The sequence below is a fragment of the Neorhizobium descurainiae genome (assembly GCF_051400715.1).
GTDB lineage: Bacteria > Pseudomonadota > Alphaproteobacteria > Rhizobiales > Rhizobiaceae > Neorhizobium.
Map to the genome: position 1 here is coordinate 11,693 of NZ_JBLFFK010000039.1, position 18,187 is coordinate 29,879.

Sequence of the window (18,187 nt, forward strand, 5' to 3'; positions counted from 1 at the left end):
TGAGCATGAAGGACGAAAAGAGGATGCGCTTCGTCAGCGCCGAACAGGTCGCCCGGCTTGCCGGCGTCTCCCGCTCGGCCGTCTCCCGCACCTTCACCCCGGGGGCGAGCGTCGCGCCGGCGACGCGCGAGAAGGTGCTGAGGGCCGCCGAAGAGCTCGGATACCACGTCAACGATCTGGCGCGCGGCGTACTCGCCAACCAGAGTAGGCTGGTCGGTGTTGTCGCCACCAAGCCGGAGCTCGGCTTTCGCGCTCATCTGACGGCGGCGCTCGCCAAGGCGCTGATCCGCCGCGGCAGCATCCCTATCCTCATCAATACCGGGCAGACGGAAGAGGAGCTTCTCGCCGCCCAGGGAATGCTGATCGGGCATCGCGCCCAAGCGACCATCATCCTGTCAGGCTCGCCGCCGGCGAGTTTCTTCGAACTTGCCCAGCGCAACGGCCAGCCGCTGGTGGTGATCGGCCGCTCCGAGCCCGACGCCGACCATGTGCGCGCCGGCAATTCCGAAGCCTCGCGCAATGCCGCCAGTGCCTTCTTCGCGGCGGGCCGGCGGCGGCTCGCGGTGGTCGGCTCTCTGTCCGGGACGCCGAGCATCGCGGAACGCGAAAGCGCCTTCCTCTCGGCGGCTCATGCGCTCGGCACCGAGGTGACGGCCGCCAAGGCTCCGGATTCCGACTATGATGGCGGCATCGCCGCCGCGCGCGAGCTGTTTGCCGGACCTCGGAAGCCGGATGCGGTCTTCTGCGCCAACGACCAGATCGCCTTCGGCCTGATGGATTTCGTCCGCACCGAACTCGGCCTGCGCATTCCGGAAGATGTGGCGGTGATCGGCTTCGACGACGTGCCGGAGGCGGCCTGGCTGAGCTATGGCCTCACGACCTTCCGCCAGGACCCGGCGACCATGGCGGCTCGCGCGGTCGAGCTTCTGGAGCGGCGGCTGGCAAGCCCGAATGCGGCGCCGGGTTACGAGCGTGTCATTCCCGAACTCGTGGTCCGGAAGAGCTTCGTTCCGGTTTAGATTTTCAAAAGCTTGCGGGCGTTTTCCTTGAGGATCAGCGGCCGGACCTCGTCCTTGATGGGAATGGCCGCGAAATCCGCCAGCCAGCGGTCGGGCGTGATCGCCGGCCAGTCCGAGCCGAACAGCATTTTGTGCTTCAAGAGCGAATTGGCGTATTGCACCAGGATCGGCGGAAAGTATTTCGGCGACCAGCCGGACATGTCGATATAGACGTTCGGCTTGTGGGTCGCGACCGAGAGCGCCTCCTCCTGCCAGGGAAAGGAGGGATGCGCGAGAATGATCGGCATGTCGGGGAAATCCGCCGCCACGTCGTCCAGATAGATCGGGTTGGAATATTTGAGCCGCATGTTCATGCCGCCGCGCATGCCGGCGCCGACGCCCGTCTGGCCCGTATGGAACAGCGTGATCGCGCCTTCTTCGGCAATCGCCTCATAGAGCGGATAGGCCATCCGGTCGTTGGGATAGAAGGCCTGCATGGTCGGGTGGAACTTGAAGCCCTTGACGCCGAATTCGCGCACCAGCCGCCGCGCCTCGCGGGCGCCCATCTTGCCCTTGGCCGGGTCGATGGAGGCGAAGGGGATCATGACGTCGCTGTTTTCGGCGGCAATCATCGCCACTTCTTCGTTGTTATAGCGGCGGAAGCCCGTCTCGCGCTCCGCATCGACCGGAAAGATCACGCAGCCGATCTTGCGCTCGCGGTAATAGACGGCGGTCTCGTTGACGGTCGGCAGCATGCCCTTGTGGCCGGCCGGATTCTTGAAATATTTCGCCATGCCGGCCTGGAATTCGTCATAGCCGTCGTCGCGCGGGCCGCAGCACGGCTCTTCCGCATGGGTGTGGATGTCGATGGCGACCAGTTCGTCGATATTCATGGCGTGCTCCTCCCGGTCCTGATCTCAGTCCAGGCCAGTGAATTTCTGCAGCAGGATCGTCAATTGCTTGCGCTCGGCGGCGGTGAGGTTCGAGCCGACGGAGTCCTCGTAGGCGAAAAACCAGTCGCCTGCCTGCGCCACCATCGTCATGGCCGCGGGCGTCAACGTGATCTCGACGGCGCGGCGGTCGTCGTCGGGAATGCGGCGTGAGACGAGCCCCTGGTCTTCCAGAGAGCGGATCAGCTTAGTCATATGCGCCCGCTTGATCATCAGCCGCTGGCCGAGCACGCTCTGCCGGATGCCGGGATTGTGGAGGATGACCCAAAGGACCGAGAATTCGCCGGGTTTCAGGCCCCGCTCGCCGCATTCCTCGAAGAAATGCTCGTAGACCTTGATCTGGGCGAGCCGCACCAGAAAGCCGAGCGCCGTATTGAGCCGGTCGAGCTTCACCTCGTCAGTCGTTCGGGTCGGCATATCCATCCGGAAAATCCTTTCAGGCGGAACCCGGCGCCTTTAGCCGTGCGGCGCGCTTTTCCAGGAAGGCGCGCAGCCGCTCTTCCGCCTCCGGACTGGTGGCGGTGAAGGAGGCGATGAAGGATTCGACGAAAAGCCCATCTTCCTTGGCCATGTCCTGGATGCGAGGCAGGGCGTTGATGACGGCGTAATTGGAGATTTCCGCATTGCTGGCGGCGGCTTCGGCAAGCTCATGCGCCTTCCTGCGCGCCTCACCCTTCTCGACCACGTATTGCGCAAGATTCCAGCGCTCGGCTTCCTCGGCGGAAGCGACGCGGCCGGTCAGCATCATGTCAGTCATGCGGGCGACGCCCATCAATCGTGCTGCGCGCACGGAACCGCCGCCGCCGACGAAGATGCCGCGCTGGCCTTCCGGCAGGGCGAAGAAGGCTGATTTGTCGGCAACGCGGATATGCGTGGAAGCCGCAAGCTCCAGGCCGCCGCCGACGACCGCGCCATGCAGGGCGGAAACCCACGGGATCGTGCCATGCTCGATGCCGGCGAAGACGGCATGCCAGCGGCGCGAGCCATGAACGCCCTGGATCGGCGTCTTCTTCACATGCTCCGCGAGATCGAGGCCGGCGCAGAAATGGTCGCCATGACCGAAGAGCACGACGGCTTTCGCTTCGCTTTCCGCACGCGCCACCGCCTCGGCGATCATTTCGACGAACCGGTCGCTGATAGCATTGCGCTTTTCGGGGCGGTTGAGACCGATATGGGCGACATTGCCCCTGAGCTCATAGGTAACGAAGCTGGTTGCCGTCTGATCGGCCATTTTCTGTATTCTCCTCCGAGAGAGCGGGGCGCCGAAAAGTGCGAGCGGCTTTCGGCCAAGCCCGCTCCAGTGCTCCGGCGGACGCTCCCATCGCCCGCTTCGAGTTTTTGATCGTTTACAGGGAGATTGTTTCTTTGTAAACAAATTTTGGGAGTTTAAGGATCGCTGACATCTGGGAGGAGAGTCATGGCCGGAAAGCCTGTACGTGATGTGAAGCTGTGGTCGCCGGTGGTCGGCTGGGAAGAGCGGCCGAACGGCGAGTTCCTGGTCTGGCGGGAAGATCCGCTCGGCCCCTATCCCGATAAGATCAACGAGCGGCTGGTCCATTGGGCGAAGGTCGTGCCGGACCGCACCTGGATGGCGGACCGCGAGGGAACAGGCGAATGGCGCAAGGTGACCTACGCCGAAGCGCTCGACCAAGTGCGCCGCATCGGCCAGTTCCTGCTCGATCTCAAGCTCTCCGCGGAAAACCCGCTCGTCATCCTCTCCGAAAACTCGATCGAACATGCGCTGATGGCGCTCGGCGCCCAGCATGTCGGCATTCCCTCCGCCGCGATCGCTCCGGCTTACGCAACCATCTCCTCCGATTTTTCGAAGCTGCACGATATCGCCAGGCAAATCACCCCGGGTCTGATCTTCGCCGACGATGCTGCCACCTTCCGCAAGGCCGTCGATACCGCCTTCGGCGCTGAAATTCCGTTCGCCGCGATCCGCAACCTGCCGGAAGGCAGGCCGAACACTTATCTTTTCGAGGACATTCTGAAGACCGGGCCGACCGAAGCGGTCGACAAGGCGTTCGATGCGGTCGGACCGGATACGGTCGCGAAATTCCTCTTCACCTCGGGTACGACGGGTTCGCCCAAGGCGGTCATCCAGACACAGCGCATGCTCTGCTCCAACCAGGAAATGGTGGCCGACTGCTATTCCTATTTCCGCGACGAGCCGCCGATTCTGGTCGATTGGGCGCCTTGGAACCACACCGCAAGCGGCAACAAATGCTTCAATATCGCGATCTACAACGGCGGCACCTACTATATCGACCGCGGCAAACCGTCACCGGCGCTGATTGGCCAGACGATCGCCAATCTCAGGGAAATCGCGCCGACCTGGTATTTCAACGTGCCGGCCGGTTTCGAGATGCTGATCCAGGCCATGCGCGACGACGAGGCGCTGCGGAAGAACTTCTTCAAGGACCTGAAACTGCTGATGTATGCCGGGGCCGGCATGGCGCAACATACCTGGGATGCGCTGCTTGAGCTTTCGGAGATGACCATCGGCGAACGGGTGCCGCTCGGAACCGGCATCGGCTCCACAGAGACCGCGCCGTTCGCGCTCTTCTGCACCGATCCGCAGGAGAAACCGGGCAATATCGGTGTGCCCGGCCAGGGCGTCACGATGAAACTGGTGCCGATCGACGAGAAATACGAACTGCGTCTCAAGGGCCCGAACGTCACGCCCGGCTACTGGCGCAACGAGAAGCTGACGAAGGAAGCTTTCGACGAGGAAGGCTTCTACCGCATCGGCGATGCCGTGAAATTCGCTGTCCCGGGCGATCCGCGAAAGGGATTCTATTTCGATGGCCGCACGGCGGAAAATTTCAAGCTGCAGACCGGCACCTGGGTGGCGGTGGGCGTGCTGCGCGCCCAGCTCGTCAATCAGTTCGGCGGCCTGATCCGCGATGCGGTCATCACCGGCGAGAACCGAGCCGAGCTCGGCGCGCTTGCCGTGCCCTTCATGCCGGCGCTGCGGGAACTGCTTGGCGGCGGCGAAGGTCTTTCGGACAAGGAAGTAATTGCCCATCCGAAGGTGAAGGCCGCGATTGCCGAGCGGCTGAAGGAGCACCAGAAACAGGCGAGCGGCTCCGCAACCCGCGTCATGCGCATGATGCTGATGACGGAACCGCTGCGTTTCGAAAAGGGCGAAGTGACGGACAAGGGCTCGATCAACCAGCGTGCAGTGCTCGCGCAGCGCGGCGATCTGGTCGAGGCGCTTTATGCGGATGCGCCGGGCGTCATCCGCGTCGGCAAGGAGTTGGCGGCATGAGGATCGCGGGAAGCAGTGCATTTGTCACCGGCGGCGGATCGGGACTCGGCGAGGCGACGGCCCGCCTGCTCGCGAAACTCGGCGCCGCCGTTCACGTCTTCGACCGCAATGGCGAAGCGGCGGAGAAGGTGGCCGGCGAAATCGGCGGCGTGTCGCTTTCGGGCGACGTGACCAGCGAGGACGACGCGGCGAAGGCGCTGGATATCGCGGCAAAGGCCGGCGACGGGCTGCGCATCCTGGTCAACTGCGCCGGCATCGGCACGGCAGGCCGCATTCTGAGCCGCGAAGGCCCCATGCCGCTTTCCGATTTCAAAAAGGTGATCCGCATCAACCTGATCGGCACGTTCAACATGATGCGGCTGGCCGCCGAGCGCATGGCGCAGGCTCCCGAGCGGGAAGACAAGGCGCGCGGCGTGATCGTCAACACCGCCTCTGTCGCCGCCTTCGAAGGCCAGATCGGCCAGGCTGCCTATGCCGCCTCCAAGGGCGGTATCGTCTCGCTCGGTCTGCCGGCGGCGCGCGAATTCTCCCGTTTCGGCATCCGGGTCAACACGATCGCGCCGGGGCTTTTCCTGACGCCATTGCTCAATGGCCTGCCACAGGAGGCGCAGGACAGTCTAGCGGTTGCCATTCCCTATCCGGCGCGGCTCGGCGATCCGGCGGAATTCGCCGATGCGGTGCGCTTCCTGATCGAGAACCGGTATGTCAACGGCGAGGTGATCCGGCTCGACGGGGCGCTGCGCATGCAGCCGCGGTGACCGCTTATGTCTTTTGCGGATCAGGCGAACCGGACATTGGAAATCCTGGCTCTGACGCCGGGCTGGCATCGGCTGCGTGATCTGCGGCAGGATTGCGACGACGAGACGGTTGCGGCGATCGTAGAGGAGGCAGCGAACTTTGCCGAGGGCGTGCTGGCGCCGCTGAATGCTGTCGGCGATCGAATCGGCGCACAGGTCGTAGACGGGCGTGTGAAGACGCCGGACGGTTTTGCGGATGCTTTCCGCCGACATGCCGAGGCCGGCTGGCTTGGCATGGACGTGCCGGAGGAATTCGGCGGGCAGGGCGTGCCGCTGACGCTGCATGCGGCCTGTGCGCCGCTGTTCGAGCGCGGCTGCGTGGCGCTGATGATGGCGGCGGGCTCCACCCGCGCCGCCGCACATCTACTTGCCGAAGCTGCCAATGAGGCGCTCGCTGCCGAATGGGTGCCGAAACTGGCCGCCGGCGAATGGGCGGCGACGATCTGCATTTCCGAACCGGAGGCCGGTTCCGACGTCGGGCGCCTGCGGACGAAGGCGGAGCAGCGCGACGGCGAATGGTTCGTCACCGGCCAGAAGATATGGATTTCCTTCGGCGATCACGACATGGGGACACGCATCGGCCATTGCCTGCTCGCCCGTACCAACGACCAAGTCGGCACGCGTGGCGTCAGCCTTTTCCTTGTGCCGAACCTGATCGACGGCAGGCCGAACGGCGTTTCGGTCGATCGCATCGAGGAAAAGATGGGTCTGCACGGCTCGCCCACCTGCGCCATGCGCTTCGACGATGCGAAGGGCGTGATGCTCGGCAAGGAAGGGCGCGGCCTGTCTCAGCTCTTCGCCATGATCGAGCTGATGCGCCTGCTGACCGGCTGCCAGGGGCTCGGCATCGCCTCCGCCGCGGCCGACATCGCCGAGGAATACGCGAAGGAGCGCCGTCAGGGCGGCCGGCCGGACCAGCCGCCGGTGCCGATAGAGAACCATCCGGACGTGCAGCGGCAGCTCTTCGAAATCCGCAGCTCCACCGAAATCCTGCGCGCCGCGATCTTGGAGCTCGCGACCTCCATGGATCTTGAGAGGATCGAGGAGGAGCCTGAACTGGAGGACTTCACCGGCTGGATGCTGCCGCTAGTCAAGAATTTCGGCGCCGAGACGGGGTTCAAGGCGGCCAACGCGGCGATCCAGGTGCTGGGCGGCGTCGGCTATACGAAGGACTGGCCGCTCGAACAATATCTGCGCGATGCGCGCATCATGACGATCTACGAAGGCACCACGGGCATGCAGGCGCTGGATTTCCTGACCCGCCGGCTCTGGCGCGACGAGGGAAGGGGGCTGACCGTCTTCCTCGAGAAGGTACGCGACGAGATCGACGCCTATACGGCCGAGCATCCCGAAGCATCGGAGGCGGTGCTCGATATTCTCGATGGCTTCGAGGTCCTCAGCGAAAGAATGACGGCGATGCAGGACGATCCGGATGCCGCGCTCTACCGCGCCGATAGCTATATGCGCGCCGCCTGGACCGCCGTTTCGGCCTGGATGGCGCTGCGCATTTCCGAGACGAAGGCCGTGGACGAGCTCGCAGCGCGGTTCGCTTATCATAGTGCACGCTGCGCCTGACCGTTCGCGATTCGAGAAAAGAGAGCGGATTGTTCCGCACATTCCCGCTCACCTTCGGAGTTGGTAATTTTATCGAGAAATCGAGGTCGGAGAGGAGGCGGTCATGATGAGGAGACAGCTGCGCAGCAATTTCGAGCCGGGCACGTCGCGTTGGGCGGTGCGCCGGGCGCAATGGCGGGCGCTCGGCCTTACCGACGAGGACATGGAAAAGCCGAAGATCGCGATCGTCAATACCTCTTCGGAGCTTTCGATCTGCTTCAGCCATCTCGACCAGGTCTCCGCCCGCGTCAAGGAGGCGGTGCGCGCGGCGGGCGGCATTCCCTTCGAAATCCGCACCATCGCGCCAAGCGATTTCATCATCAGTGCCGGTCGGGCCGCCACCTATATCCTGCCGAGCCGCGATCTCATCACCAACGACATCGAAGTGGCGGTCGAGGGCGCGCAGCTCGACGGAATGATCTGTCTTGCCTCCTGCGACAAGACCACGCCCGGCCAGCTCATGGCGGCTGCCCGCATCGACCTGCCGACGCTGGTCGTGCTCTGCGGCTACCAGGCGAGCGGCCAATACCGCAACCATCACATGGATATCGAGGAAGTCTTCCTGCATGCCGGCCACCATGCCGCCGGCAAGCTCGGCTTCGAAGAGCTGAAGGAGATGAGCGAGAATGCCATCAAGAGCCCCGGCGTCTGTTCCGGCATGGGCACGGCCAATTCCATGCATTCGGTCTGCGAGGCGCTCGGCATGGCGCTGCCGGGCGGTGCGCCGGTGCGCGCCATGAGCGACAAGATGATGGATTATGTTGACCGGGCGGGGAAGCGCATCGTCGATATGGTCTGGGAAGATCTCCGTCCGCGGCAGATCCTGACGCCGGGAGCCTTCCGCAACGCCGCCGCCACCGTGCTTGCCGTCTCCGGATCGATCAACACGATCAAGCATTTGCAGGCGATCGCCGTCGAGGCGGACCTCGATGTCGATGTCTACGGGATGTTCGAGGAGCTGAGCGGTGAGGTTCCGATCCTCGCCGCCGTCCGTCCGATCGGAGCGAACTCGATCGAGGAATTCGAGGATGCCGGCGGTGCGCGCGGCATCATGAAGCGGCTGGAGCCGATCATCGATGGGTCGGCCTTGACGGTTACGGGACGGACCTGGGCCGAGGAGCTGAAGGATGTCGAGATCGCCGATCCGGACGTCATCCGCCCGCTCGACCGGCCGTTTGCGACGAAGCCCGGCATCGTCCTCCTGCGCGGCTCGCTGGCGCCGGATGGAGCCATTGCCAAAGTGGGACTGCGCGGCCCTGGCCGGCCGATGAGCTTCGACGGCCCGGCTCGCGTTTTCGACAATTCGCCTTCGGCGGAAGCGGCGCTCAAGGAAGGCCTGGTGAAGCCCGGCGAGGTGCTGGTGCTGCGGGGGATGGGCGTCAAGGGCGGTCCCGGCATGGGCGGCGCCTCGCGCCTCGTCTTCGCTCTGGATGGTTCGGGCCTCGGCCCGGACGTCGCCGTGGTGACGGATGGACAATTGAGCGGTCTCGTCAACGTCGGGCTGGTGGTCGGCGAGGTGAAGCCGGAAGCCTTCACCGGCGGGCCGCTCGGTCTTGTGAAGGACGGCGACCGCATCACCGTCGATATCGACAACCGCTCGATAGAGCTGCACGTGCCGGAGACGGAGCTTGCCGAAAGGCGCGAAGCTTTCGTTCAGAAGCCGCTCTCGGCGGAGAAGGGCTGGCTCAGTCTATACGGCAGCACCGTCACGCCGCTGGAGAAGGGAGCAACGCTGATCGCGAAATAGGTGTGGGTGACGCAACGCTGCGGGAGTTGCGGAAACGCCGAAAATATGCGCCTGATGTCGGGTCCCATTTGTTCTCGAAACGAGAAAGACAGTGAACATACTTCTCGATATCGGCGCATTCTTGGCGACCGCCCGCGCCGGCAGTTTTTCCGCCGCGGGCCGTGATCTAGGGGTTGCGACCTCCGTCATCACCAAGCGCGTCAAGCGGCTGGAAGAACATCTCAACACGCAGCTTTTCGTGCGCACCACGCGGCGGCTGGCGTTGACGGTGGATGGCGAGCAGTTGCGGCCACGCCTGCAGCTCCTGGTCGGCGAGATCGAGGACACGCTGGCCAGGCCCAGCACCCACGAACTGGGCCTGACGGGTTCGCTGCGCATCAAGGCGCCGACGACGCTGGCCTCCATGTTCTTCGGCGATGTCTGCGCGGCCTTCCAGGCCGAGAACCCCCGGGTCAAGATCGAGCTCGTGCTGATCGACCGCTCGGTCAACCCGCTGGAAGAGGGCTTCGACGTGGCCGTGGGCGCGCTGCCGCAATCCTACGCTTACGTGATCGACCATCCGCTCTGTCCCTATCCCCGCCTGCTTTGCGCAGCGCCGAGCTATCTGGAAAGCCGCAAGCGGCCGAAGACGCCGACCGAACTCGTCGGCCACGAATGCATCACCTTCCACACGGTCGGTACCACCTGGACCTTCCAGATGGAGACGAGCGCGTTGAACGTGGAGATCACCTCGAACTTCACGGCCAATGACAGCCGCATCCTGCTCGCGGCCGCGCGCCAGGGCCTGGGGCTTGCCATCCTGCCGCGCTTCCTGGCGCAGGCGGACCTTGAAAGCGGCGCATTGGAGGAGGTGATGCCAGAATTCCCGGTCGAGCCACTCTGGGTGAAGGCTTCCGTGCCCCGCATCAAGATGAACAAGAACGTGGTGGCGGAATTCATATCCTACGTGCAGAAACGCTTTGCGGAAGGCATTCCTGATCAGGTCATTCCCGCGTTCTGAGGCGGAAAAGGACTGCGATGCCGCCTCCAGCTTTCTCGAAATACGAAAGCTGATCGCATCACTCGCCGGGTTTTTGGAGCGGCCGCTTAGGATATTCTTCCTGCGGAGAGCGTCGAAGGGCGCAGGTATTCGTAGGGAGGCAGTTCATGGCGGAAACGCTGAGCAGGGAAACGCGGATCGTGCGGCGCGAGAAAGACGCGCCGTTCCGCAAGCTGAGGGCGGATATCTGCGTCGTCGGCGCCGGCATTGCCGGCATTTCCGCGGCACTCGAAGCGGCCCGCCTCGGCAAGAAGGTCGTGATCGTCGACGGCCAGGCGGCGCTTGGTGGCCAGGCAGTCAACTCGATCATCGCCACCTTTTGCGGCCTATTCTCCAACGGCACGCACGGCTACCAGTTCACCTACGGCGTCGCCGACAGACTGCTCGCCCATCTCGAATCCCAGGACCAGTCGATTTATTACCGTCACGGACCGAACACGACCGTCGTCTATTATGACGAAGTCGTCCTTGGCCGCTGGATGGAGCAGAGCGTGCTCGAAGCCGGCATCGAAGTCGTGCTCGGCGCCACCATTCTCGACGTGCATGTGGAAGGCCGCCGCGTCGTCCAGACGGATTTCATGACCCGCTACGGCGGCGTCTCGATCGAGGCGACCGGCTGGGTCGAGGCGAGCGGCGACGCGGCGCTCGTCTGGCAGGCCGGGTTTGCCTGCCGCCAGCCGGAGAAGGGCGGTGTGTTCGGCACCCAGATGGTGGTGCTGGAAAACATCGACGAGGCGAAGCAGCCGACCCGCTACGAGATCGCCGACCGCATGAAGGAAAAGGCTGCAAGCTATGGTCTGCTGCGCCGCGAGGGGCTGGGTTTCACCATTCCCGGCCGCGGCATCGCCGCCATGAACATGACCCATGTGGAAACTCCGCTCGATCCGGTCGAGGCCTCGAAGAAGGCGCTCGAAGGCAAGGAGCAGGCGTCTCGCGCGGTTCAGTTCCTGAAGGACGAATTCCCGGAATGCTTCGGCAATGCCCGCATCCGCTCTTTCGGCCTGCCGGGCATCCGCCAGACCCGCTGGATCGCCGGCAGCCACCACCTGACGGTCGATGAGATCAGGGCCGGCACCAGGTTCGATGACGCGGTCGCCCGCACCGCCTGGCCGATCGAGCTGCACGACCATGGCGACGGCCACCACTGGATCACCTTCGATGAGGATCATGCCCATTATATCCCGCTCGGTAGCCTGACCCCGGACGAATGCGACAATGTCGCTGCCGCCGGCCGTTGCATCGATGCGGATTCGGCTGCCCTTTCCAGCGTCCGCGTCATGGGCCCCTGCATCGCCATGGGCATGGCTGCCGCCAATGCGCTCGACCTTGCCGGCACCGGCAGCGTGCACCAGATCGACCTTGCGGCCTTGCGGGAACGGGTTTCCGACAACGTCGAAAAGAAGCACTATCGCTGGACGGATGAAGAGATGCGCGCCGCATCGTGAGGAGGACGCGATGAAGCTGACGGACTATGAGAAGGCCATGTATGACGGCGAGCACGGCCGCGCCAAGGCGCGTGCCATGGACCTGCTCGTGCGATATGGCGAGGCGCTCGGCGCCGAACGGCTGGTCGAGACGAACAATGTCGCGGGCGCCTTCAACGCTTCGACCCCTTCGGTACAGCCGATAGCCCAGAAGGGCATGGAGCACGTCTATTCCGAGCTGAACCTCGACAGCGACGAGGTGGTGGAAGTGCCGCATATGGTGGCGCATACCTGCCAGCTCATCACCGGCATCGACAACGACAACTGGGAGCTGCAGGGCGTCGACAAGTCGCTGGTCGACATGCAGCGGGAGAACGAAAAATTCCTTGGCCGGCGCGGCGTCAACATGTTCGCCACCTGCACGCCCTATCAGGTGGGCAACGTGCCGGTGAAGGGCGAACACTGCGCCTGGATGGAATCGTCGGCCGTCATTTACTGCAATTCCGTGCTCGGCGCCCGCACCAATGTCGAGGGCAAGGAAAGCACGGGTGCGGCGGCGCTCACCGGCCGCATTCCCTATTGGGGGTTCCACATCACCGAAAACCGCCGCGGCACCCATCTGGTCGAACTCGATATCGAAGTCGACGACATGATGGATTGGGGTCTGCTCGGCTATTACATCGGCGAGGTGATCGGCGAGGACATTCCGGTGCTGAAGGGCACGAGCCACCAGCCGGACCTCGTGAAGCTCAAGCATTTCGGCGCGGCCGCCGCTTCGTCGGGCGGCGTCGAGATGTACCATATTCCGGGTATCACTCCGGAAGCGGACACGATCGAGGAGGCCTTTGGCGGCCGCGACGTCAGCGGCGCGTTCCGCTACGGGGCGGCCGAGCGGCGCGAGGCCTATGAGAAGCTGCAGAGCGCGACCGAGAAAAAGGTCGATTTCATCATGTTGGGCTGTCCGCATAATTCCATCGACCAGGTGGCACTGATCGCCCACATGCTGGAAGACAAGAAAATCCACTCGGACGTGCAGCTCTGGGTGCATACGCCGCGTGCCATCAAGCAGGTTGCTGAGCGCAACGGCTATCTCGACGTCATCCGGCAAGCCGGCGGCGTCGTCATGAGCGATACCTGTCCCGCCATTTCGAGGCGCCTGCCGCAGGGAACCCGCGTCATCGCCACCGACTCCGCCAAGCAGGCGCATTACCTGCCGGCGATCACCGGCGTGCAGGGCTGGTTCGGCTCGGTCCGCGATTGCGTCGACGCCGCGCTGACCGGAACATGGAGCGGGAGGGCCTGATGGATATCGCAACGGAAGCAAAACCCGAAACCATCGTGCTCAAGGGCCGCAAGGTCGTGGCCGGCCGCGCCGAAGGCGAGGCGCTGGTGACGACCGAGACGATTTCCGGCTGGGGCGGCATCAACGAACGCACCGGCGCGGTGATCGAGCGCCGGCACGAGTTGCGCGGGGTTTCCTTCGCGGGAAAAATCCTGGTCTTTCCCGGCGCGAAGGGTTCGTCCGGCTGGTCCGCCTATTTCCACATGACGCGATTGAACGGCGTCCAGCCGCAGGCGATGATTTTTACGCGGATGACGACCAAGATCGCGCTCGGTGCCGTCGTCACCCGCGTGCCGGCGATCACCGAGCTGGACCAGGATCCGTTGTCGGTGATCGAAACCGGTGACTGGGTCGTGGTCGATGCCGGCACGGTGACTGTGACCAAGAAGAAATTCGCCTGACCTCATCTCCACGCGCCGCGGCGTCCTTGGCACAATCCGCGAAATCCTTTGGCGGACGCCAATGAGGTTGTTCGTGTTTGTCGATACGACTGGGGAGCGTCTTGATCTTGCCCGGAAGCTCGGTCAATCCATGGAAGGAATATTCAAAAGGAAACATCCCATGCAGCAGGCCCTGGTGCTCGAGAAAAAAGGCGTCCTCTCGTTGCGGGAGATCGATCTTCCTATGGAGGTCGGCCCCGGCGATGTGAGGATCGAAATCGATACGGTCGGCGTCTGCGGCAGCGACGTGCACTATTACACCCATGGCGCGATCGGCCCTTATGTCCTGCGCGAACCCATGGTGCTGGGCCATGAGGCGGCCGGAACGGTGGTCGAAGTGGGCACCGGCGTGAAGGACCTGAAAATCGGCGACCGCGTCTGCATGGAGCCGGGCGTGCCGAACCTCTCGTCGCGGGCTTCCAAGCTCGGGCTCTACAATGTCGATCCGGATGTCCGTTTCTGGGCGACGCCGCCGATCCACGGCGTGCTGACGCCCTATGTCGTCCATCCGGCAGCCTTCACCTACAGGCTGCCGGACAATGTCTCCTTTGCCGAAGGGGCCATGGTCGAGCCCTTCGCGATCGGCATGCAGGCGGCGACCCGCGCCCACATCCAGCCGGGCGATGTCGGCGCGGTGATCGGTGCCGGTCCGATCGGCATCATGGTGGCGTTGGCAGCCCTTGCCGGCGGCTGTGCCCGCGTTTTCATCTCGGACCTGAGCGCCGACAAGCTGAAGATCGCCGGCCAGTATCCGGGCATCGTCCCGGTCAACGTCACCGAACGGCCGTTTGCGGAGGTGATTGCCGAGAAGACCGGCGGCTGGGGCGCGGATGTCGTCTTCGAGGCGAGCGGCAGCCCGAAAGCCTTCAAGAGCATGTTCGACCTGGTTCGGCCGGGCGGCGCCTTCGTTCTTGTCGGCCTGCCGGTCGAGCCGGTCGCATTCGACGTCGCGGGAGCGATCTCCAAGGAAGTGCGCATCGAGACGGTTTTCCGCTACGCCAATATCTTCGACCGGGCGCTGGAACTGATCGCTTCGGGAAAGGTGGACCTGAAGCCGCTGATCACCGGCACGTTCGGGTTCAGGGATTCGATTAAGGCCTTCGAGCGGGCCGCAGCCGGACATCCCTCGGACGTCAAGCTGCAGATCAGGGTGAAGGAGTAACGGTCAGGCGGCGCGGACGAAGCGGTTCGAAAGCGAAGCCGGCTTGCGGAGCGGCACGCGGCGGAGCATTTCCAGCGCGAAGAGCCGGGCGTTCTGCCGGGCCTTGTCGAGATTGCTGATCCGGCTCTCGTCCATCGTGTAGAGCGTGCCGCCGAGATCGAAAATGTCGCGGAAGGCGGCGCGTTCGATGATGGGCGTGTCGAGCACGTCGACATTGCGCTCGGCAAGCAGCATCTTGACCGTCAGCAGGGCCCGCGTCGTGACCATCGAGTTGACGCGGGTCAGTACGACGGAATGCGGCACGTGCAGGTTTGCCTTCTCTCCGAGATAGCGCAGCAATTCCAGCACGTTGGCGCCGCCTTGCGCATCCATGGCACAGCCCTGGATCGGGATCAGAACATGGTCGGAAAGGCCGATCGCCTTGGCGAGCAGCGGGCTTTGGGCGCCCGGCAGGTCGAGCACGAAATAATCGGTCTTGTGCCGGTTTTCGGAAATATGGCGCTCGATCGAAGCCTGCGTCACGTGGGAGATGACGTTGAGCCTGTCGTTCGGCGGCGAGAGCTGGTGCCAGCGGGAAATCCAGTATTGCGGATCGGCGTCCAGGATGGTGACGCGGTAGCCTTGCTCAACGAGTTCGGTCGCGAGGAGAAGCACGGCGGTGGTCTTGCCTGCTCCGCCCTTGGTGTTGGCAAAGGTAATGACTGGCATCTCGGGTCCCTGTTCGGCTGCGAGCGGAAATCGCTCTCTCACAACACCCTCATGATGCGCAGCGCCATTCTTGCCAAACATGGTTAACGAGGTGTGAAGATCGCTATGCCAGTTTTCTCACCGGCGGCGGTCTGCGGCGAGGATTTCCCGGGCGATCTGGTCGAGCGGCACGGTCTTATCGACACCGCCATGGGCGATCGCTTCCTTCGGCATGCCGAAGACGACCGACGTCGCCTCGTCCTGCGCTACCGTGTAGGCACCCGCCTGATGCATCTCGTTCATGCCGCGCGCCCCGTCGTCGCCCATGCCGGTCATGATGACGCCCATCGCGTTGGCGCCGGCCGATCGCGCGGCCGAACGGAACAGCACGTCGACCGACGGGCGATGCCGGCTGACGAGCGGGCCGCTGCGGATCGACACTTCGTAGCGCGCGCCGCGCCGTTCGAGCAGCATGTGCCGGTCGCCGGGGGCGATCAGCACATGGCCGCGCAGCACGGGATCGCCGTCGGCCGCTTCCTTGACCTCGACCTCGCAGAGCCCGTTGAGCCGCTTGGCGAAGGCGGCCGTGAATTTCTCCGGCATGTGCTGGACGATGACGATGCCCGGTGAATTGGCCGGCAGCGCTTCGAGAAGCTCGCGGAGCGCCTCCGTCCCGCCGGTGGAAGCGCCGACGCAGACGACCATTTCTGTCGTCTTCGCCATTGCGCCGATTTTCGGCGGCGGCAGCACCGCGTCCGCGGTCAGCTTGGCCGTCGTGCTTCCTTCCGCCATGCGGGATCTGCGCAACTTGGCAACGCGCGCCCGGGCGGCACCCTTCACCACGGTACGGATGCGGTCGGCGGATTCGGCGAGGTGATCGGCCGCACCGATCTTCGGTTTCAGGATGATGTCGACGGCGCCCGCCTCCAGCGCCTGCATCAGCGTTTCCGACCCGCTTTCGGTCAGCGAAGAGCACATCACGACCGGAATGGGGTGCTGCGCCATCAGCTTTCGCAGGAAGGTGATGCCGTCCATCTGCGGCATCTCCACGTCGAGGGTGATGACATCGGGCACTTCGTCGCGGATTTTCCGCGCCGCCATGAAGGGGTCGCTCGCAGCGCCCATCACGTCGATATCGGGATCCGCCGACAGGATGGCTGTCAGGGTCTGGCGGACGCTTGCAGAGTCATCGATGATCAGAACACGGATTTTGCCGCCCATGGCACCTCATGTCCGCTTGAAGATGGTGTTCGCGACCTGCCGGACCGGCAGGTCGAAACCTGCCACTGTCTCGGAATGGCCGATGAAGAGATAGCCGCCGGGAAGCAGGCAATCGCAAAGACGGTTCAGCACATGCTGTTGCGTCGCCTTGTCGAAATAGATCAGCACGTTGCGGCAGAAGATGATGTGCATCCGGTCGCCGATCGGGTAGGAAGCGTCCATCAGGTTCAGGCGGGCGAACCCCACGTGCGACCTCAGCTTCGCGGCGATGCGCATTTCCTGACGCCCTTTGTCGATCGGCTGCAGGACGTATTTCTGCATCATCTCCGCCGGCACGGGCTGCAGCAGTTCCGGGGAATAGATCCCCCGCTGGGCTTTATCGAGTACATCCGTGGAAAGGTCCGTGGCGAGGACGAAGAAATCCCGTTCCGGCATGGTTGAGGACAGGAACTCCGAAAGCACCATGGCCATGGTGTAGGGCTCCGCGCCCGTCGAGCAGGCGGAGCTCCAGGTGCGAATGCGCCGCTCGCCGTAGCGCCTGACGATATCCGGCAGGGCATGCTGCATCATATAGTCGAAATGCTTCGGCTCGCGGAAGAAGTCCGTCTTGTTGGTGGTGACGGCATCGATGAGATGGATGGCTTCCGCTTCGATGCCGCCGTGTTTGAACAGATAGTCGCAATAGCTGTCGAAGGTCGGAAGGCCGGTGGCCCGGAGACGCCGGCGCAGACGCCCTTCGAGCATCGTCACTTTCGTGATCGGCATCTTGATGCCGCTGTAGTCGTAGATGTATTTCGCAAGAAGATCGAAACTCTTCTTGCTCAGCCGATCATCCAGCGGCTGACTTCTGGCTGCTGCATTCACCCGTCATTCTCCCGAAGGTATTACGCTACTTCCGCTCGCGGACCCATTTCGGCCAGGGCCGTGCCTGAATCCGAGAAGAGCCGGGCGAGATCGACGATGACCACGAAGCCGCCGTTCCGCCGCACGACGCCGGCGATATAGTCCGACCGCCAGCGTATGCCGATATCCGGCGCCGTTTCGATCTGGTCGTCGCGGAAGGGGACCACTTCATAGACCCTGTCGGCGACGAGCCCCAGCACCAGGACCCGGTCCGCGACCGGCACGTCCAGCACCAGGATGCGCGTATGCGGCGTCTTGACGGTACGGCTCAAGCCGAGCCGCAGCCTCAGATCGATCACCGGCACCCCCTGGCCGCGGACATCCCGCAGCCCCAGGAGATAATCCGGACCGTGCGGAATCTTGAAGGGCTCCTCATGGTCCAGGATCTCGCGGACCACCTCGACGGGGACGGCGAAGATTTCCTCACCGAGACTGAAGGTTACGAATTGGGATTCGGAGGACGTGGTCGCCATCATGCGCTCTCCTTGAAGTTTTGATCGTCTGAGTCCGGTCCGCCCATGGACATGTCGAGGGCGAAGCCCTTGGCGCGGGCCTGCTGGGCGGCGACGGACTGGTCGCTCGCCGGGCG

The 18,187-nt window shown here is 63.9% G+C and carries 17 protein-coding genes; 10 read left to right on the forward strand and 7 right to left on the reverse strand.

All coding sequences use genetic code 11. From position 1 onward, the window contains the following. Positions 1–5 precede the first annotated feature (5 nt). The gene (locus tag ACMGE0_RS32290) at positions 6–1,019 is read left to right on the forward strand and encodes a LacI family DNA-binding transcriptional regulator (RefSeq protein ID WP_436819971.1); all 1,014 of its coding nucleotides are present in this window, start codon (positions 6–8) and stop codon (positions 1,017–1,019) included. Here ACMGE0_RS32290 and ACMGE0_RS32295 read toward each other — a convergent pair. Genes ACMGE0_RS32295 through ACMGE0_RS32305 form a run of 3 tightly spaced genes read right to left on the reverse strand, consistent with a single transcriptional unit; the run spans position 1,016 to position 3,179 of the window. Further along, on the reverse strand, positions 1,016–1,891 hold the full coding sequence (locus tag ACMGE0_RS32295) for an amidohydrolase family protein (protein WP_085421798.1): 876 nt from the start codon (positions 1,889–1,891) through the stop codon (positions 1,016–1,018). The genes ACMGE0_RS32290 and ACMGE0_RS32295 overlap by 4 nt on opposite strands. A gap of 24 nt (positions 1,892–1,915) precedes the next feature. Continuing rightward, positions 1,916–2,371: a MarR family winged helix-turn-helix transcriptional regulator gene (locus tag ACMGE0_RS32300; protein WP_436819958.1), complete on the reverse strand. Its 456-nt coding sequence runs from the start codon at positions 2,369–2,371 to the stop codon at positions 1,916–1,918. 13 nt (positions 2,372–2,384) lie between these two features. Continuing rightward, complete coding sequence (locus ACMGE0_RS32305) at positions 2,385–3,179, reverse strand: crotonase/enoyl-CoA hydratase family protein (protein WP_085421800.1); 795 nt, start codon at positions 3,177–3,179, stop codon at positions 2,385–2,387. Between the two features lie 186 nt (positions 3,180–3,365). Between ACMGE0_RS32305 and ACMGE0_RS32310 the strand changes: the two genes are divergently transcribed. The 9 genes from ACMGE0_RS32310 to ACMGE0_RS32350 all read left to right on the forward strand — a co-directional run bounded on the left by ACMGE0_RS32310 (position 3,366) and on the right by ACMGE0_RS32350 (position 14,787). Next, positions 3,366–5,222 carry a feruloyl-CoA synthase gene (locus ACMGE0_RS32310; protein WP_436819959.1) on the forward strand — a complete coding sequence of 619 codons (1,857 nt, stop codon included), beginning with the start codon at positions 3,366–3,368 and terminating at the stop codon, positions 5,220–5,222. Further along, positions 5,219–5,980: an SDR family NAD(P)-dependent oxidoreductase gene (locus ACMGE0_RS32315; protein WP_436819960.1), complete on the forward strand. Its 762-nt coding sequence runs from the start codon at positions 5,219–5,221 to the stop codon at positions 5,978–5,980. Before ACMGE0_RS32310 ends, ACMGE0_RS32315 begins: the two co-directional genes overlap by 4 nt. Before the next feature lie 6 nt (positions 5,981–5,986). Beyond that, positions 5,987–7,594, forward strand: coding sequence for an acyl-CoA dehydrogenase family protein (locus tag ACMGE0_RS32320; RefSeq protein ID WP_436819961.1), 1,608 nt, complete (start codon positions 5,987–5,989; stop codon positions 7,592–7,594). 103 nt (positions 7,595–7,697) lie between these two features. After that, positions 7,698–9,380 carry a dihydroxy-acid dehydratase gene (gene ilvD / locus ACMGE0_RS32325; RefSeq protein WP_436819962.1) on the forward strand — a complete coding sequence of 561 codons (1,683 nt, stop codon included), beginning with the start codon at positions 7,698–7,700 and terminating at the stop codon, positions 9,378–9,380. A 91-nt stretch (positions 9,381–9,471) separates the two neighbouring features. Next, on the forward strand, positions 9,472–10,380 hold the full coding sequence (locus tag ACMGE0_RS32330; RefSeq protein ID WP_436819963.1) for a LysR family transcriptional regulator: 909 nt from the start codon (positions 9,472–9,474) through the stop codon (positions 10,378–10,380). Positions 10,381–10,526: 146 nt separating this feature from the next. After that, complete coding sequence (locus ACMGE0_RS32335) at positions 10,527–11,864, forward strand: FAD-dependent oxidoreductase (RefSeq protein ID WP_436819964.1); 1,338 nt, start codon at positions 10,527–10,529, stop codon at positions 11,862–11,864. A gap of 10 nt (positions 11,865–11,874) precedes the next feature. Continuing rightward, the gene (locus ACMGE0_RS32340) at positions 11,875–13,146 is read left to right on the forward strand and encodes an aconitase X (RefSeq protein ID WP_436819965.1); all 1,272 of its coding nucleotides are present in this window, start codon (positions 11,875–11,877) and stop codon (positions 13,144–13,146) included. Beyond that, the gene (locus tag ACMGE0_RS32345) at positions 13,146–13,586 is read left to right on the forward strand and encodes an aconitase X swivel domain-containing protein (RefSeq protein WP_436819966.1); all 441 of its coding nucleotides are present in this window, start codon (positions 13,146–13,148) and stop codon (positions 13,584–13,586) included. The genes ACMGE0_RS32340 and ACMGE0_RS32345 overlap by 1 nt, the downstream gene beginning before the upstream one ends. A 160-nt stretch (positions 13,587–13,746) precedes the next feature. Next, positions 13,747–14,787, forward strand: coding sequence for an NAD(P)-dependent alcohol dehydrogenase (locus ACMGE0_RS32350; RefSeq protein ID WP_436819967.1), 1,041 nt, complete (start codon positions 13,747–13,749; stop codon positions 14,785–14,787). 3 nt (positions 14,788–14,790) lie between these two features. Here ACMGE0_RS32350 and ACMGE0_RS32355 read toward each other — a convergent pair whose 3' ends face one another. The 4 genes from ACMGE0_RS32355 to ACMGE0_RS32370 all read right to left on the reverse strand — a co-directional run bounded on the left by ACMGE0_RS32355 (position 14,791) and on the right by ACMGE0_RS32370 (position 18,071). Continuing rightward, on the reverse strand, positions 14,791–15,495 hold the full coding sequence (locus ACMGE0_RS32355) for an AAA family ATPase (RefSeq protein ID WP_436819968.1): 705 nt from the start codon (positions 15,493–15,495) through the stop codon (positions 14,791–14,793). Between the two features lie 117 nt (positions 15,496–15,612). Then, the gene (locus ACMGE0_RS32360) at positions 15,613–16,695 is read right to left on the reverse strand and encodes a protein-glutamate methylesterase/protein-glutamine glutaminase (protein WP_436819969.1); all 1,083 of its coding nucleotides are present in this window, start codon (positions 16,693–16,695) and stop codon (positions 15,613–15,615) included. Positions 16,696–16,701: 6 nt separating this feature from the next. Next, on the reverse strand, positions 16,702–17,559 hold the full coding sequence (locus ACMGE0_RS32365; protein ID WP_436819970.1) for a CheR family methyltransferase: 858 nt from the start codon (positions 17,557–17,559) through the stop codon (positions 16,702–16,704). 20 nt (positions 17,560–17,579) lie between these two features. Beyond that, on the reverse strand, positions 17,580–18,071 hold the full coding sequence (locus ACMGE0_RS32370) for a chemotaxis protein CheW (RefSeq protein ID WP_436819972.1): 492 nt from the start codon (positions 18,069–18,071) through the stop codon (positions 17,580–17,582). Between the last annotated feature and the right edge of the window lie 116 nt (positions 18,072–18,187).

Bases quoted from the DNA above. Each gene is read 5' to 3' on its own strand.
- ACMGE0_RS32355 (WP_436819968.1), bottom strand. From the start codon at position 15,495: ATGCCAGTCATTACCTTTGCCAACACCAAGGGCGGAGCAGGCAAGACC.
- ACMGE0_RS32300 (WP_436819958.1), bottom strand. From the start codon at position 2,371: ATGGATATGCCGACCCGAACGACTGACGAGGTGAAGCTCGACCGGCTC.
- ACMGE0_RS32315 (WP_436819960.1), top strand. From the start codon at position 5,219: ATGAGGATCGCGGGAAGCAGTGCATTTGTCACCGGCGGCGGATCGGGA.
- ACMGE0_RS32320 (WP_436819961.1), top strand. From the start codon at position 5,987: ATGTCTTTTGCGGATCAGGCGAACCGGACATTGGAAATCCTGGCTCTG.
- ACMGE0_RS32360 (WP_436819969.1), bottom strand. From the start codon at position 16,695: ATGGGCGGCAAAATCCGTGTTCTGATCATCGATGACTCTGCAAGCGTC.
- ACMGE0_RS32290 (WP_436819971.1), top strand. From the start codon at position 6: ATGAAGGACGAAAAGAGGATGCGCTTCGTCAGCGCCGAACAGGTCGCC.
- ACMGE0_RS32340 (WP_436819965.1), top strand. From the start codon at position 11,875: ATGAAGCTGACGGACTATGAGAAGGCCATGTATGACGGCGAGCACGGC.
- ACMGE0_RS32305 (WP_085421800.1), bottom strand. From the start codon at position 3,179: ATGGCCGATCAGACGGCAACCAGCTTCGTTACCTATGAGCTCAGGGGC.
- ACMGE0_RS32335 (WP_436819964.1), top strand. From the start codon at position 10,527: ATGGCGGAAACGCTGAGCAGGGAAACGCGGATCGTGCGGCGCGAGAAA.
- ACMGE0_RS32310 (WP_436819959.1), top strand. From the start codon at position 3,366: ATGGCCGGAAAGCCTGTACGTGATGTGAAGCTGTGGTCGCCGGTGGTC.
- ACMGE0_RS32295 (WP_085421798.1), bottom strand. From the start codon at position 1,891: ATGAATATCGACGAACTGGTCGCCATCGACATCCACACCCATGCGGAA.
- ACMGE0_RS32370 (WP_436819972.1), bottom strand. From the start codon at position 18,071: ATGGCGACCACGTCCTCCGAATCCCAATTCGTAACCTTCAGTCTCGGT.
- ACMGE0_RS32350 (WP_436819967.1), top strand. From the start codon at position 13,747: ATGCAGCAGGCCCTGGTGCTCGAGAAAAAAGGCGTCCTCTCGTTGCGG.
- ilvD (WP_436819962.1), top strand. From the start codon at position 7,698: ATGATGAGGAGACAGCTGCGCAGCAATTTCGAGCCGGGCACGTCGCGT.
- ACMGE0_RS32345 (WP_436819966.1), top strand. From the start codon at position 13,146: ATGGATATCGCAACGGAAGCAAAACCCGAAACCATCGTGCTCAAGGGC.